Here is a 15,704-nt window from a genome sequence, read left to right as displayed (position 1 = left end):
GTATTGGCCCTGCCAAAGCGAAAGCCATCGTCGACTATCGCCAGAAACACGGAAAGTTCGCCTCACCAGACGATTTAGTCGAAGTAAAAGGCATTGGCGCATCGACATTGGAGAAAAACCGCGACCGGATTAACGTGTCGTCATAGTGATGGAGAGTTCAGCGCAAAGACGTCACCGTCTTTGCGCGAATAATCCTTGTGTCTGCCGGCCGGAATGCACACAATGAAATCTGGTTGTAGGAAAGTAGCAGGACGCAATGACTCACAAACAAAGTCACTTTTTTGCTCATCTTGCCCGGATGAAGCTGATTTACCGTTGGCCTTTGATGCGCAATGTTTCCGTCGAAAATATCTCTGAACACAGTTTACAAGTCGCGTTTGTCGCCCACGCCTTAGCGCTTATTCACAATAAACGTTTTGAAGGGCAGTACCAGCCAGAACGTATTGCGGTGCTGGCGATGTTTCATGACTGTAGCGAAGTCATCACAGGCGATTTACCCACCCCGGTCAAATACTTTAATCCGTCGATTGCCGCTGAATATAAAAAAATCGAGAAAATGGCGGAGAAAAAGTTGATCGCCATGCTGCCGCCAGAGCTGCAGGATGAATACAGCGGGTTGATTGATTCAGACCATATTGATCCAGATGATTATTTGTTGGTGAAACAAGCGGATATTTTATGTGCTTACTTAAAGTGTCTGGAAGAAATCGCCGCCGGTAACCATGAATTTGAGCAAGCTAAGAAGCGACTTGAAGCATCACTAGAAAAGCGTCGTTCGCCAGCCACCGATTACTTTATGGCCACCTTCGTGGATAGCTTCACCTTATCGCTGGATGAGATCAGTGACGATGGATTTTGAACTACCAGATACCTGGCAAACACGCCAGATGAGCAATGAGAACAAGAAGCGCCGTCATGATAAGCGTACCGTTTATCAGCGTGACCGTGCGCGTATTTTACATTCAGCCGCATTTCGCCGCTTACAAGCCAAAACACAGGTGTTGGGGGCTGAGCATAGCGACTTTTATCGCACCCGTTTAACCCACTCGCTCGAGGTGTCACAAATTGGCACCGGCATTGTTGCGCAGCTTAAAGAAAGACAGCCTGAGTTTCGGCCACTTTTACCGTCCACTGGGCTGATGGAAAGCTTATGTCTTGCCCATGACATTGGCCACCCGCCATACGGACACGGTGGTGAAGTGGCATTAAATTATATGATGCGAAACGACGGTGGCTTCGAAGGCAATGCCCAGACATTTCGGATTGTGACGCTGCTTGAACCTTATACCCAACATCATGGCATGAACTTGGCGCGTCGTACTTTGCTGGGCGTAATGAAATACCCCGCGTTTATTAGCGCCGCACACAATGGTTCACAGCCAACGCCTGTCAGCGACTTTCGTCATCTCAAAGCGCGTGATTGGCAACCTGCTAAAGGTATTTATGATCATGACAGTGTACGCCGAAACTGGGTACTTGAGCCGTTCAGTGCCGCCGATCGGGCGTTATTTTTGACGTTCAGAGACAACACGCCTGCTGACCAGCATCGCAAGACGCGTTATAAGTCGTTGGATTGCTCCATTATGGAGTTAGCGGATGACATCGCTTATGGTGTCCATGATCTGGAAGATGCAATTGTGATGGGATTGGTCACCCGCGAACAATGGCAAGAGGCCGTGGCAAGTTATATCGCTGAATGCGGCGATCCTTGGTTAGAAGCCAATATTGGTGAACTGAGCGAACAAATGTTCGGTCCTCCGTATGAGCGCAAAGATGCGATCGGGGCCTTGGTCAACACCTTATTAACCTCCGTCGAGGTTGNGTGATGGGATTGGTCACCCGCGAACAATGGCAAGAGGCCGTGGCAAGTTATATCGCTGAATGCGGCGATCCTTGGTTAGAAGCCAATATTGGTGAACTGAGCGAACAAATGTTCGGTCCTCCGTATGAGCGCAAAGATGCGATCGGGGCCTTGGTCAACACCTTATTAACCTCCGTCGAGGTGGCCCCGACGGTTCAAGATGGTACCTACCGCTTTACGTCTCCTTTGTTAGCCTGGAACGCCTATCTAACCGAGGTGATGGCTGGCGTGCTGGAGGTACTGAAGCGATWTGTCAGTGAATTTGTAGTGAAGCAGCCTGAGCTTCAGGTGGTTGAGTATAAAGGTCAGCAATTGGTGATGGAGTTGTTTGACGCCTTTGCCTCTGATCCCGAGCGCCTGTTGCCTAAAGACTATCGACAAGATTGGTTAACAGCACAAACCGCAGGGGAGTCGGGCATGCGCGTGATTGCCGATTACTTATCGTCGATGACAGACAGTTTTGCTCAGAAGCTACACAGCACCATGTTTACCGCCGCGAGTAACGGTCCCCTGTACGCTATTCGCTAGGACGGGGATGATTGGATGATGCCGGCATAAAGGCAAGCTGGCGTTCGATCATCGCCTCAAAGCTTGTGAGTAAGGGCTGATAATGTTCACGATCACCACTTAACTCACTCAGTGCAGCAAATCCGGCCTCAAGGGTCGAAAGGGCCCCTAGCTTACTACTTTTGCGGATGGTGTATTGGCTCGGTGGCATGGTGGTAATCTTGACTGTGGGTAAATCATGGAGATTCTTTGATAACTGATACAGTTTGTAAGCTTTTTTCCATGTTCCGTCGAGTAATATGATCCCCCATGGTATCTCGCGGTCGCTTTCTTTGGCTGATGCTAATGGCTTGGTCAGCGATGATAGAGCGATAGCATGCTCGCCCGGATATAACACTGCATAGCGGCGCTGGGACCGTGCGAGCCTTTCATTCAGCGCGCGGTGCTCGCTAAAATCTTCTCCTATCCAACGCTCACAATGCTCTAATGCTAACGCGAGTAAACAAGCACTGTTTTTCGGGTGCGAGACTTCATCGGGATGCTGCAAGATAATCACCGGGATTGTATTGGTGATTGGTGTAATGGCATCGCATACGCAAATGGCTTTCGCTTTATGGCAAGATGAGCAGTATCGAGACATGATGGTCACTGTTTAATAACGGAATCAAGCAGCGTTTTACCGCTGCTTGATAATAAACGCAAGGTCGATCAAGCCGTTAGGTGGCTTGGCTATAACCGCAGAGAAAACGCTCAAAACGACTGATTGCCATTTCCAAATCATCCACCCGCGGGAGCGTGACTAACCGGAAATGGTCCGGCTGTTGCCAGTTAAAGCCGGTGCCGTGCACCATGAGGACTTTTTCTTGCAACAAAAAGTCGAGCATCAGCTTTTCGTCGTTATGGATGCTGTAGCGCTTGGTGTCGATTTTAGGAAACAAATACAATGCTCCCTTGGGTTTTTTACAACTGACACCAGGGATCTGATTGATCAGCTCATAGGCTTTGTCGCGCTGCTCCAGTAATCGACCGCCCGGCAGGATCAATTCGTTAATGCTTTGATAGCCGCCGAGCGCAGTTTGAATTGCATGCTGCATCGGTACGTTGGCACACAGGCGCATCGACGCCAGCATTTCAAGCCCATCGATATAACCACGCGCATGCTGTTTGGGCCCGGTCACGAGCATCCAACCGGCACGAAAACCACAGACTCGATACGCTTTAGACAAACCGTTAAAGGTCAAACAAAGCACATCGGGAGCGAGGGTAGCGATAGAATAATGCTGCGCCCCGTCATAGAGAATTTTATCGTAAATCTCGTCGGCAAAAATGATCAAATTATGCTGGCGGGCCAGCTCGACAACCTGCAACAAAAAGTCACGGCTATAGACGGCGCCGGTCGGGTTATTGGGGTTAATCAGCACCAGTCCGCGAGTCTTTGGCGTAATTTTGCGCTTGATATCGTCTAAATCTGGATACCAATCAGATTCCTCATCACACAGATAGTGGACTGGATTACCGCCTGATAACGATGCTGCGGCTGTCCAAAGTGGATAATCCGGCGAGGGCACGAGTAGCTCATCGCCATTATTCAGTAACGCTTGCATGGCCATGACGATCAGTTCGGAGGCGCCATTGCCCAGGTAGACATCTTCGACATCCAGATCCATCAAGCCGCGCTTTTGGTAGTGCTGTACAACGGCTTTTCGGGCTGAATAAAGGCCTTTCGAATCACAATATCCTTGCGAGGTCGGCAAATTCCGAATCACATCGACCAGGATTTCGTCTGGGGCATCAAAACCAAACGGCGCAGGATTGCCGATATTGAGCTTTAAAATCCGGTGGCCTTCCTCTTCTAGCCGTTTGGCTTCTTTCATCACTGGGCCGCGAATGTCATAACAGACATTATCCAGCTTGGCGGACATACCGATTGGTTGCATTACCCTTCCTGTCAATCAAAGGTGAAAATTGTTATTAGGCTTTTTAAGTAACTTACACTATTTCTCACCCTCTTCGAAAGATGGTTGATCGATTTGATCAGTATTGGTTGAATCGAGTGCTGTTTCGCTTGTGTCGGCAAAAAATCAGCCAATTTTAACCGAAGACTGATCTAGCGCATATTTGTCTTATGCCCTGACAGGTTAGACTGACAAGCAAGAATAACGTGCTACATAAATAGCAGCAGGTACAGACTTGCGAATAGGACTGCCGCCTAGGCGGTTGGAGGATGTCGTGACTACCTTGATTCAAGCGGCCAATCACTTGCAAAGCCAGTTGGCGATCAGTCAAGCGCCAACACAGTTGCAAACCGATTTTACTTGGCCAGGAGATTTATCACCGATTGCGTGGCTAGACGCCCAGCCTGTCTACCCGAAAAGCTATTGGCAGTCGCGTGATGGCCGGGAAGAGGTGCTAGTACTGGGCGCTTGTCGTCAGTTTACGCAAATTCAGCAGGCGCAGGCTAGCTTATTACCCGAGCAGCGAATCTGGGGATGCGTTGCGTTTGATGATACACCAGGCAGTGGTGATTTCTTTCTTCCCGTGGTGGAGCTTATTCGTCGCGATAAGCAGTGGCAGCTTTGTGTCAATCTTATCGCTGAAACCGACAGCCAAGCTATTCTCAGCCAAATTATCTGGCAAGGCCGACCCCTCGCGCCGATGGCTGGACGGATCCGTCAAGAAGTACATACCCCAAACCATCATCAATGGTGTCACTCGGTGACGCGTGCATTGTCAAACATGGCCCACACTGAGCTGAAAAAAGTGGTGCTTGCGCGGCAAACCCGTTTAACCTTGGACGGGGCGGTGAGCGGTGGACAGCTTCTTAGCCACAGCCAACAACATAACAGCGAGAGTTTCCATTTTCTGTTCGCAACGGGACCTGAAGATGCTTTTGTCGGATCGACCCCAGAGCGACTCTATCGGCGTCGAGATTGTCGCGTGACCACAGAAGCGGTCGCGGGCACCGTACGTCGCGGCGCGAGCTTTAGTGAAGATCATCATCTCGGTGAGTGGTTGCTAAACGACAGTAAAAACGTTCATGAGAATCAGTTGGTCGTTGATGATATTTTTGCCGGCTTACGGCGTCATTCGTTAACGATTACCGTTGATCCTGAACCCCATTTGATTGTGCTCCGTCATCTTCAGCATTTGCGTCGTCGTATTAGTGCCATCGTTGGTCCTGGTGTCGATGACAGTGTGATCTTGGGCGCGCTTCAACCGACTGCTGCGGTGGCGGGACTTCCTCGTGATACGGCCCGCGCGTTTCTCGCCGAACAAGGGATCACACGCGGTCGTTACAGTGGAGCCGTGGGCTATATTTCACAACGTGAAAGCCAATTTTGTGTGGCGATCCGAAGCGCGCAATTGACCGATAATACGGTGGATTTATTTGCGGGGGCAGGAATTGTTCCCGGCTCTGATCCTGAGGCTGAGTGGCAAGAGTTAGATAACAAACTGACGACCATGCGTCAGTGTCTCCCTTATCGTCATGCCCACGAGCACGACGACGCCATTGTTGGAGTGTGTTAATGTCGCTGACACTCACGCATATATGGGCCGAAACCCTTATCGACGAGTTATCGCGCTTGGGCGTCAAACATATTTGTATTGCCCCAGGATCGCGATCGACGCCGCTCACACTGGCCGCCGTGAAACAAAGTCAGCACCCTCAGCGTCCGGTGACCTTACATTGTCACTTTGATGAACGTGGTCTTGGTTATCTTGCCTTAGGCTTAGCCAAAGCCGGACAGGCACCGGTGGCGGTGATTGTCACTTCCGGAACCGCGGTGGCGAATTGTTTGCCTGCAGTAGTCGAGAGCGGGTTAACCGGTGAGCCATTAATTATTCTGTCTGCAGACCGTCCGTTTGAATTGGTCGATTGCGGGGCGAACCAAGCGATTGTGCAGCGCGATCTGTTTTCGTCCCATGTTACTGCCCAACTGGATTTACCTACGCCAGACGCGGGGATGCCACTGAGTGCTTTATTGACCAAGGTGGATCAGGTGCTTGCCCATCAAGCGGCATGTGGTGGCAGTGTGCATATTAATTGCCCGTTTCGAGAGCCATTCTATGGCGAACGAGATGCAGCGCTTGAGGCTGAGATCCGTGCGCCGATTGCTAACTGGTATCAAAGCCAACAAAGCTATATGCGCCATCATGGACGGTTTTCTACGTCGATGGAGCAAGATAGCCTCCCGCCCTGTTTGCCATCCGAGCGCCCCGTAAAAACGGTGATTGTGGCGGGTGCGCTGCCGCACGGATTATCAGCATCGGTTAACCGCTTAGCCGCAGCGCTGAATGCGGTGGTATTAGCCGACCCGCAATCGGGCATCACGAGCACAGCACCTGGCTACGATCTTTGGTTAAACCATCCCAACTTGCAGGCGCAGTTGTCTCAGGCGCAATGGGTGATCCAGCTCGGCGGGCGTTTAGTGTCAAAACGCTTGGGACAATGGTTGGCGCAAACCTCTGCGCAATATTGGTTGGTGACGGATAATGCGCAGCCACTTGATCCTCATCATCGGGCTATTGAACAGTGTGTTGTCGACAAGCGCCACTGGTCGTTATGGCTTGATGCACTGACTGACCAGGTGAGTGCGGCGTGCTCAACGTCTGAAGGGTTCACATCGTCGGTGGGCTCGCCCCTTGTTTGGCAACAAACATTGACGAATGAGGCGAGAGCACAGATGGAGAAAGCGACTGACAGGCTCTCTCCCTCATTGCTGTCAGAGCACCGCTTATTTCAACAATTACCCACGATGCTTCCCGAGCACGTCGATATTTTTATCGGCAACAGCCTAGCGATTCGTTTGGCGGATATTTGGTCGCAACTTGGCGCCTATCCGGTGTTTGCCAATCGCGGTGCGTCAGGCATTGATGGGCTATTTGCCTGCGCTGCAGGCGTTCAGCGATGCCGACGTCAGCCGATGCTGGTGGTGCTTGGCGACACGAGCGCGCTTTACGATCTTAATAGTCTTGCACTATGGCGTGAGACGGCTGCCCCGGCAGCCATGCTTATCCTCAATAACAATGGCGGCGGCATTTTTGATTCCTTGCCAGTCGATCCGCAGCTTTGTGACGCCTATTATCGCATGCCGCACGGTCTGCACTTTGAGCAGGTTGCCGCGCAGTTTTCCTTGAACTATCAACAACCAACCTGCGAATCTGATCTCGCTGCTGCGCTCGTCCAAGCGTTTAATACACCAGGGACTGATGTGATTGAAGTGGTGACGCCCGCGGGTGAAGCGGGGAAAATCTTAACAGAGCAACTTGCCAATATGGCAGCGCAGGAGGGGTGATGTTGGGATATCAGCAGGGGGGCAAGGTGGACGGTCCCAAGGTNTCTTAACAGAGCAACTTGCCAATATGGCAGCGCAGGAGGGGTGATGTTGGGATATCAGCAGGGGGGCAAGGTGGACGGTCCCAAGGTGGTTTTTTTGCACGGTTTGCTGGGGAGTCAACAAGATTGGCAAGGTGTTACCTCGCGCTTAAAAGCCTGTCACTGGCTCTGTCTTGATTTACCCGGCCATGGTGACAGTGTTGATTGTCCAAGCGTTGATTTTGCCACTACTGTCGACGCGGTGCGCCAGACCTGTGACCAGGTGTGGGGTAATCAGCCAGCGTATTTAGTGGGGTATTCGCTTGGTGCGCGCATCGCGATGCATTTAGCCACCGCGTATCCAGCTCGTTGGCAGGGCGTATTCCTCGAAGCGGGACACCCTGGTTTACTGCATCGCCATGAACGTCATCAACGGTTGGCCCACGATCAAGCCTGGGCTCAGCGCTTTACGCATGAGCCGCTCTCGATGGTATTAAACGATTGGTATCAGCAATCGGTGTTTCAATCCCTTGATGCGACGCAGCGCGCCAAACTGATGACAGTGCGTGGTGACAACCATGGGCCCGCGATTGCCGCTATGCTCGATGCCACATCGCTCGGTCGGCAAGCTGATCTGCGTCCCGCATTAGGTGATGCGTTGCGACAAGGGTTGTCGATTGACTACCTTTGTGGGGAGCAAGATCCTAAGTTTATCTCGTTGGCCCACTCGCTACAGCGCACAACCGGGATCCCCTTCACTTTGATAAAAGGGGCGGGACATAATTGTCATTGGGCCAATCCGTCGTCGTTTGTGCAGGTGCTATCAGATAACGACCGGTTATCAGCGTAACGATTTTTATCTTCCAATTTTCGGGGCCTTGTACCCCATCAACCAATTAAGGGGAAAGCCATGGCTGTAACGCCGGGAATGACCGAACAAGAACTGTATGCACCCATTGACTGGATGCCGACTGAGCTAACGTTTAGCGATATTTTGTATCACAAATCCGCCGATGGTATTGCGCGTATCACTATTAACCGCCCTCAGGTTCGTAATGCGTTTCGTCCGCAAACCGTTAAAGAAATGATGCAAGCGCTCGCTGATGCTCGCTATGACAGCCGAGTAGGCGTGATCATTCTGACCGGTTTAGGCGAAAAAGCATTTTGCTCTGGGGGCGATCAATCGGTACGTGGTGATTATGGCGGCTATCAAGACGACGAAGGCACTCATCACCTGAATGTGCTCGACTTCCAGCGTCAGATCCGCACCTGTCCCAAACCTGTGATTGCCGCGGTTGCCGGTTATGCTGTCGGTGGTGGTCATGTTCTGCATATGATGTGTGATCTAACCATTGCGGCCGATAACGCCCAATTTGGTCAAACAGGCCCCAAAGTAGGCAGTTTCGACGGCGGCTGGGGTGCCTCTTATATGGCGCGGATTGTGGGGCAGAAAAAAGCGCGTGAAATCTGGTTCCTTTGCCGTTTTTACAATGCGCAAGAAGCGTTGGACATGGGACTGGTCAATACAGTGGTGCCCTTGGACGAGCTCGAGCGAGAGACCGTACGCTGGTGTCGCGAGGTGCTGCAGCATAGCCCAATGGCATTGCGGTGTTTAAAAGCGGCACTCAATGCCGATTGCGATGGTCAAGCAGGGCTTCAAGAATTAGCCGGCAACGCCACCATGATGTTTTACATGACCGACGAAGGGCAAGAAGGGCGAAATGCCTTTAACGAGAAACGTCGGCCAGAGTTTGATCGTTTCCCACGCAACCCATAGAGGTCTTTATGAGACAGGCACGGATATATCAATACACCTTGCCGGTCACTGCCGGTCTATTTTTACGTGACCAGCGTTTAACCCAGCGTGAAGGCTTGGTGGTGGAATTAAGCGAAGGCGCACAACGCGGGTGGGGCGAAATTGCCCCTTTGCCTGGATTTAGTCAGGAAACCTTCGCCGAAGCACGGCACGCTCTGATTGCCGCGACTGCTGTTTGGTGTGATCACCGTAATATCGCCATGCCCCAATTGCCACCTTCGGTTGCATGGGGGTTAAGCATTGCCCAAGCGGAGTTGGATCAACGCTTGCCGACCCCGTCCTCGTTTCAGACGGTGCCCGTGTGTACCGGGGATCCGGACGCGCTATTCGCCGCACTGGGACATGTGTCGGGTGGCCCGCATTCGGATGGCCCGCACTCGGATGATCCATCCGATCAAGCCAAAGTTAAAGTGGGTGAGTATGAAGTGGCGCGTGATCGCTTAATGGTGACCACGTTGCTCGATGCCATTCCTCACCTTAGGTTGCGTCTTGATGCTAACCGTCGTTGGCGGCCTGAACAATTTGCGGCCTTTTGGTGTGGTCTGAGTCAGGCGCATCAAGCGCGAATAAGCTGGATTGAAGAGCCCTGTCGTGATCCTTATCAGTCTCTTGCTCAAGCAGAGGCATTAGGGGTGCCATTAGCATGGGATGAAACCTTGCGAGATAGCGACGACACAGGGTTAAAAGAAAGTGATCATGTAAGGACTTGGGTGATCAAACCAACAATGATGGGTGATTTCGCGCAGGTGAGTCAATCCGTTACACGCGCACACGCACTCGGTAAAATAGCCGTCATTAGCTCATCACTTGAAACCAGCTTGGGACTGACGCAATTATCGCGCGTTGCCAGCTCGCTCACCCCGAATGTTGTGCCTGGGCTCGATACCTTGGGCGTGTTTGAACAACAGCTGGATCGAACCTGGCCTGGCGCCAATCAGCCTTTGATTCCACTCGATGACCAGCCGTTAATTTGGGTCAATACCTTGTGACGTCGCCATGCTTTGCTTTTAACACCTGGCCGTGGCGTTACTGGGCGGCTGACGCGCCTGATGCCATCGCGATAGATAGCGAGACCCCCCTCACATGGCAGGCGTTGCGTGCTTTAGTCGATGCCCAGCATCGGACGTTCAATGATGCGCCAGTGGTGGTATTAAATAGCCACGATGCCCTGCAGTCTTTGGTGGTCACCTTGTTGGCTGCTTGGCAAGCCGGTAAACAAACCTTGGTGTTAAATCAGGCATTAAGTGCGGATGTACAAACGGCAGTGCTCGATAATCTAGGTCCTTTTCAATGGGCCCACGCTCACCAATCGGTGCCTGACGCGCAATCGGCACGCAATATGGCGCCTTGGCATATCGACATGCCGTTAACCCTTACCTTGACGTCAGGATCGACTGGCGCGCCCAAAGCGGTGGTACACGGCGCGCGTCAGCATCTTGCCAGTGCTGCCGGTCTGATCAAGCGGCTACCGTTTACAGGCGTCCGTGCCTCTCAAACGCCGGATCGTTGGTTGCTTTCTTTACCGCTTTATCACGTCTCTGGTCTTGCCATTGTGTGGCGTTGGTTGTTAGCCGGGGGGGAGCTTGGCATTTATCCGTGTCGAGGCGAGCACTTAGTCAATGCGTTAAAACGGGTGACCCATGCATCACTGGTCCCAACCCAGCTCTATCGTGTCTTGCCCGCATTGAAGGACGAGGCCGAACCATGGCGTTTGGCCCATGTATTATTAGGCGGTGCGGCGATCCCTACCGCTTTAACCCAAGACGCCGAAGCGATGGGTATTGCCTGCTGGTGCGGCTATGGTATGACGGAAACGGCATCAACCGTGACGTTAAAGCGTGCCGATGGTCAAGATGATGTCGGCGCGCCGCTGCCTTATCGTGATGTGCAGATACGTGACGATGGTGAGATTATCCATCGTGGTGAGACGTTAGCTTTGGGATATTGGCAAGCGGGCCAGCTAAACCCCTTAAATGCCGAGCAAGGCCTTGCGTCGCGGGATCTCGGCCGTTGGCAGACCCAGCAGGCGGTGTCGGTACTACGCGTTGTCGGACGTCTAGATAATCAATTTATTTGCGGCGGCGAGAATGTTCAACCTGAAGCGATCGAAGCGCATTTACAGCGGTTGAAAGGCGTGACGCAAGCGATGGTTGTCCCGATTGTCGATCGCGAATTCGGTCATCGCCCACTAGCCATTGTGCAGAGCGCGAGCCCTTTTTCGCCCCGAGTGTTGGCCGAGCATTGTGCCTCACTGGCGCCGTATCAGCGCCCGGCACATTACCTTTGTTGGCCTGAGACGCAACAAGACGGCCAAATCAAACCGTCTCGTCACGCTTTGGCCCAATGGGCGCAAGCTTATATGAAGAGTTAAGCGTTATCTTCTTGGAGGCGAATCACTTCGTCACGCAAATAGTCAGCATTTGCTTGCTCAGGTTCAACCGCTGGCCCGGCGGCAACCGTCACCTTAGACCAAAACCGTTTTGGAAGCTTTAACATCGCTTTGCCGCCATGGCGGCTGAAGTAACTGCCCCACAATCCTTGCAATGCAAGGGGCACAACGGGGACAGGTGAGCGTTGCAATATCATGTCCATACCCCGGCGGAACTGATCAACCTCCCCATCATAAGTAAGGTGTCCTTCAGGGAAAATGAGCACGACCTCGCCATTATCCAGCGCACGTTGGATCTCATTCATCGCGGTACGAATTGTGCGGCCACGATGACTAATAGGGATCACTTTTGAGGTGCGGAAAAACCAATGGAGAACCGGGATCTTGTATAAATCTTCAAACATCACAAAGCGTATAGGGCGATGACAGGCGCCCGCGAGTAAAGGGGCATCCATATAACTGACATGATTACAAATCAGCAGTGCGCCCCCTTTGTCGGGAATATGGTGCAGATCTTTGTGCGTCACACGATATAAGGTGTGCGTGATCATCCAGGTAAAAAAGCGTAGAGCAAAAATAGGCACGAGCTTACTGACGTAAAGCGCGACCACCAGATTGAGTAAGGTGAGCAACAGGAAAAATTCCGCAATCGAGAGCTCAACGACCACCAACATGGTGATCCCCAGTATGGCACTGGCCACCATAAACAAGGCATTAAAGATATTGTTCGCGGCAATCACACGCGCACGTGCGGCTTTATCGGCGCGTTGTTGCATCAAGCTATACAGGGGCACAATAAATATGCCACCAAAAACGCCGATCATCAGCAGATCAATAAACACCCAAGTTAACGCCGGGTCGGTGACAAAAGCGAGCAAATCGGCGTGAGGTGTTGGGTTGGCCGGAGTAGCAAAAAATAGATGCAGTCCAAACACCGTTAAACCAATACTGCCCAATGGCACAATCCCAGGTTCGATACGATGGCCAGAGAGTTTGTCGCACAATAATGCGCCGACCGCGATCCCAATCGAAAATAGCGTCAATAAAAACGAGACACCTGTTTCACCGCCCCCGAGCAGTGCCGTGTATTTCGGAAATTGTGTGAGATAACTTGCGCCTAAAAACCAAAACCAGCTTATGCCTAGTATCGCTTGCAGGGTTACCTTATCTTTACGCGCAAAGCGCAAGGTTTGCCGCATCAGTGATACGGGTTTGTAGCGTAAGTTGAGTCCGGGGTTACCTGCTGGCGCGGGGGGGATAGCATGAGCGGAGAGCACCCCCAGTAAAGCAAAGACGAGTACCGCAATCCCCGCAATAAGATTGGAATCAGGATGATGGGCGATAAAGCCCGCTAATAATGTCCCGAGCAGAATGGATAAAAATGTCCCCGTTTCTACCAACGCATTGCCAGAGACCAGCTCTTTATCATTCAAGGTTTGCGGTAACAGCGCATATTTCACCGGACCGAAAAAGGCCGATTGAGTGCCCATTAAAAACAAGAGCGCCAAGAGGACGATCCACGCTTGGACATACAGTGCGACGGCTGCACAAGACATAATCAGCACTTCCAGCCACTTTACTCGTCGCATAATCCACGCTTTATCGTGTTTATCGGCAAGCTCACCGGCAAACGCTGAAAACAAGAAAAAGGGAAGAATAAACAGCCCGGCAGCCGCATTGATAAATAAGGTGGCATCCATAGGGAGCTGATCTGCGGAGGCAAACGCGACCATGATCACCAATACGTTTTTATAAACGTTGTCGTTAAAGGCGCCCAGTGCCTGAGTAATAAAATAAGGCAAAAAGCGTCGCTCGCGCAAAAGTTGAAACTGTTGGCTCATGAGTGCATTGGTCCATTTTAGCAAGGCGGTCAGCGCGTTATACTAGCAATGCGAGGCGAGGGCGCAACCCATTAAAGATTGCGCCGTCATAACGTTAGCGGGGGATTAGCGATGATTACGAAAAGGTTTGCATGTTTTTAATCGAGACTTGCTCGTTCAAGGTCCAAAAGTCGTAGAGAATACCGACTAAGAAAAAGCCCCCCGTAAACAAGTAGATAATCCCCGTGATCCACTTTCCCATATACATACGATGAATGCCTAAGACCCCTAGAAAAGTCAGCAAAAGCCAAGCAATGGTAAAGTCAGTCGAACCGCTACGAAAACGAAGGTCGGCTTCTTTATCCATGGCCGGAATTAAGAACAAATCGACAATCCAACCAATTAAAAACAGCCCTAGAGTAAAAAACCAAATAGTGCCGGTCACCGGTTTACCGTAATAAAAGCGGTGTGAACCAAGAAAACCAAAGATCCAGAGTAGGTAACCGACGACTTTGCTGTGTGTATCATTCATGGTTCGGGCCTGTATGTGTCTTCAAGTTAGATATTGGCTTGGAGTGCAGTGGCGTCAAATGGTTCCTTAACGCGCAAAAACAGTGGCGAAGAGGTGATGTTTGGTAACAATTTCTTTACCCTCTTTAATTGACTTCATCGATAAAGACTCTAGCATGAGAAGCGTCTTAAACCACAGATGATGCGATCATGAAAAAATTACTCTCTGTTGCAGCTTTGATGTTTGTCTTTGTTGTCACAGCGCCTTATGCAGAAGCGAAGCGCTTTGGCGGCGGCAAGTCCTTCGGTAAAAGCTTCAAAACGGCGCCAGCGCCAAAAAATAACACCACAAACACTAACACGCTCAAGCAAAATACCACCAAAAGCGGCAAAAAAGGGCTCGCGGGTGGTCTGCTGGGTGGCTTGCTTGCTGGTGGTCTGCTCGCGGCCTTCTTTGGCGGCGCCTTTGAGGGGATCCAGTTTATGGACATCCTGATCATGGGTCTGATTGCCTACTTTGCACTGAAGTTTTTACGCGGATTGACGCAAGCGAAGGCGGGGGCCCAAGCACAAGGGCCAGCCTATGCGGGTGAGAGTAAAGGTTATTATCATCAGCAACCTAATGCCTTTCGAAACCATGCGGCTGATGGCTCAAGCGGGGCTGCGACAGGTGGTTTTGGTGCCGACACGCAAAATGATGTGCCGTTTAACTTTCCGCCACAGTTCGATATGCAAAGTTTTTTAAGTGGTGCGCGTGAGCACTATCGTATTTTGCAAGGTGCATGGAACCACAATGAATTAGAAAAGATCCAAGAATACGTCACGCCTGAGCTATACAACGACTTAGCGGCAGAACGCGCGCGCTTAGGTACTGAGCAACATACCGAAGTGATGTACGTCGATGCAGAGATTGTCCGTGCTGATCACGACAGCCGTCGCGCACAGTTAAGCTTAAAATTCACCGGCCGTTATTGTGACCGTGTGGAGGGTGTCGAAGAAGATATTACTGATATCTGGCATCTTGAGCGTGACTTGTCCCAAGCCAATGCGCCTTGGCTGATTGTGGGTATCCAAAGCTAATTCTGCAGAAAAGCGCCAATAATACAGAAAGGCTAGTATTGCGGTAAAAACAAGCCAATATGATGAAAGCGCTAGCTTGTAGTGAGGTAGCGCTTTTTTATGTCGCCGCTTCCAGATATATCAAGTTGTCGAGCGCTTGTTGGTAATGATCGCCACAGACATCCGGGTCGGCGTCAAATGCGGCGCAAACGGCAGGGCGGTCGGGCGTACCGAAAAGCTGGCATAAATTGTTGTCATCGAGCTGCACACAGCGAGTGCCTGCAGGTTTACCATAAGGCATACCTGGAATGGGAGATGAAATACTAGGCGCGATGCAGCAGGCGCCACAGCCTAGACGGCACGAAAATGTCGATGCAGTGGGCATATTGTCGGCTTCCTCAATGTGCAGGGGCGGGCACTTTATC

General features: G+C 51.5%; 15 protein-coding genes and 1 pseudogene. 11 read left to right on the top strand and 5 right to left on the bottom strand.

The window, feature by feature from the left end; all coding sequences use genetic code 11:
• The first annotated feature begins 2 nt into the window (after nt 1–2).
• The 4 genes and pseudogenes from BZG79_RS09825 to BZG79_RS09810 all read left to right on the top strand — a co-directional run bounded on the left by BZG79_RS09825 (nt 3) and on the right by BZG79_RS09810 (nt 2,389).
• Entirely contained in the window at nt 3–146 is a 144-nt protein-coding gene (locus BZG79_RS09825) for a helix-hairpin-helix domain-containing protein (protein ID WP_347336588.1), read from the top strand.
• Nucleotides 147–256: 110 nt separating this feature from the next.
• Nucleotides 257–859 (top strand): 5'-deoxynucleotidase, encoded by a 603-nt coding sequence (gene yfbR, locus BZG79_RS09820; RefSeq protein WP_021022254.1) that lies wholly within the window; start codon nt 257–259, stop codon nt 857–859.
• Nucleotides 849–1,820: pseudogene (locus BZG79_RS09815) on the top strand (anti-phage deoxyguanosine triphosphatase); the annotation flags it as partial. The gene yfbR and the pseudogene BZG79_RS09815, both read left to right, overlap by 11 nt.
• 5 nt (nt 1,821–1,825) lie before the next feature.
• On the top strand, nt 1,826–2,389 hold the full coding sequence (locus BZG79_RS09810; protein WP_077774290.1) for a hypothetical protein: 564 nt from the start codon (nt 1,826–1,828) through the stop codon (nt 2,387–2,389).
• On the opposite strand, the gene BZG79_RS09805 is transcribed toward BZG79_RS09810, so the two are convergent.
• Both BZG79_RS09805 and BZG79_RS09800 read right to left on the bottom strand, forming a co-directional pair.
• Nucleotides 2,379–3,008 (bottom strand): tRNA-uridine aminocarboxypropyltransferase, encoded by a 630-nt coding sequence (locus BZG79_RS09805; RefSeq protein ID WP_077774289.1) that lies wholly within the window; start codon nt 3,006–3,008, stop codon nt 2,379–2,381. The genes BZG79_RS09810 and BZG79_RS09805 overlap by 11 nt on opposite strands.
• A 76-nt stretch (nt 3,009–3,084) precedes the next feature.
• Nucleotides 3,085–4,305 (bottom strand): pyridoxal phosphate-dependent aminotransferase, encoded by a 1,221-nt coding sequence (locus BZG79_RS09800; RefSeq protein ID WP_021022257.1) that lies wholly within the window; start codon nt 4,303–4,305, stop codon nt 3,085–3,087.
• A gap of 292 nt (nt 4,306–4,597) precedes the next feature.
• On the opposite strand from BZG79_RS09800, the gene BZG79_RS09795 reads away from it, so the two are divergent.
• The 6 genes from BZG79_RS09795 to BZG79_RS09770 all read left to right on the top strand — a co-directional run bounded on the left by BZG79_RS09795 (nt 4,598) and on the right by BZG79_RS09770 (nt 11,872).
• A complete protein-coding gene (locus tag BZG79_RS09795; protein WP_158011317.1) occupies nt 4,598–5,896 on the top strand; it encodes an isochorismate synthase in 1,299 nt (432 codons plus the stop codon).
• The gene (gene menD / locus BZG79_RS09790; RefSeq protein WP_077774288.1) at nt 5,896–7,665 is read left to right on the top strand and encodes a 2-succinyl-5-enolpyruvyl-6-hydroxy-3-cyclohexene-1-carboxylic-acid synthase; all 1,770 of its coding nucleotides are present in this window, start codon (nt 5,896–5,898) and stop codon (nt 7,663–7,665) included. Before BZG79_RS09795 ends, menD begins: the two co-directional genes overlap by 1 nt.
• Nucleotides 7,666–7,752: 87 nt before the next feature.
• A complete protein-coding gene (gene menH, locus BZG79_RS09785) occupies nt 7,753–8,535 on the top strand; it encodes a 2-succinyl-6-hydroxy-2,4-cyclohexadiene-1-carboxylate synthase (protein ID WP_077576285.1) in 783 nt (260 codons plus the stop codon).
• Nucleotides 8,536–8,595: 60 nt separating this feature from the next.
• Entirely contained in the window at nt 8,596–9,462 is an 867-nt protein-coding gene (menB, locus tag BZG79_RS09780) for a 1,4-dihydroxy-2-naphthoyl-CoA synthase (protein ID WP_077576286.1), read from the top strand.
• An 8-nt stretch (nt 9,463–9,470) separates the two neighbouring features.
• Nucleotides 9,471–10,490, top strand: a complete 1,020-nt coding sequence (gene menC, locus BZG79_RS09775; protein WP_077774287.1) for an o-succinylbenzoate synthase — start codon at nt 9,471–9,473, stop codon at nt 10,488–10,490.
• Nucleotides 10,487–11,872, top strand: a complete 1,386-nt coding sequence (locus BZG79_RS09770; protein ID WP_199877696.1) for an AMP-binding protein — start codon at nt 10,487–10,489, stop codon at nt 11,870–11,872. The genes menC and BZG79_RS09770 overlap by 4 nt, the downstream gene beginning before the upstream one ends.
• Here the strand turns inward: BZG79_RS09770 and BZG79_RS09765 are convergent.
• On the bottom strand, nt 11,869–13,731 hold the full coding sequence (locus tag BZG79_RS09765; RefSeq protein ID WP_077774285.1) for an MFS transporter: 1,863 nt from the start codon (nt 13,729–13,731) through the stop codon (nt 11,869–11,871). The genes BZG79_RS09770 and BZG79_RS09765 overlap by 4 nt on opposite strands.
• Nucleotides 13,732–13,846: 115 nt before the next feature.
• Nucleotides 13,847–14,242 (bottom strand): TM2 domain-containing protein, encoded by a 396-nt coding sequence (locus BZG79_RS09760; RefSeq protein WP_021022265.1) that lies wholly within the window; start codon nt 14,240–14,242, stop codon nt 13,847–13,849.
• A gap of 188 nt (nt 14,243–14,430) precedes the next feature.
• Between BZG79_RS09760 and BZG79_RS09755 the strand changes: the two genes are divergently transcribed.
• Nucleotides 14,431–15,300 (top strand): TIM44-like domain-containing protein, encoded by an 870-nt coding sequence (locus BZG79_RS09755; RefSeq protein WP_077460355.1) that lies wholly within the window; start codon nt 14,431–14,433, stop codon nt 15,298–15,300.
• Between the two features lie 97 nt (nt 15,301–15,397).
• On the opposite strand, the gene BZG79_RS09750 is transcribed toward BZG79_RS09755, so the two are convergent.
• Nucleotides 15,398–15,664, bottom strand: a complete 267-nt coding sequence (locus BZG79_RS09750; protein ID WP_077460356.1) for a YkgJ family cysteine cluster protein — start codon at nt 15,662–15,664, stop codon at nt 15,398–15,400.
• Nucleotides 15,665–15,704 lie beyond the last annotated feature (40 nt).

It is taken from the genome of Salinivibrio sp. MA427, assembly GCF_001996115.1.
Taxonomy (GTDB): domain Bacteria; phylum Pseudomonadota; class Gammaproteobacteria; order Enterobacterales; family Vibrionaceae; genus Salinivibrio; species Salinivibrio costicola.
This window is presented reverse-complemented; position numbering and strand designations above follow the sequence as displayed.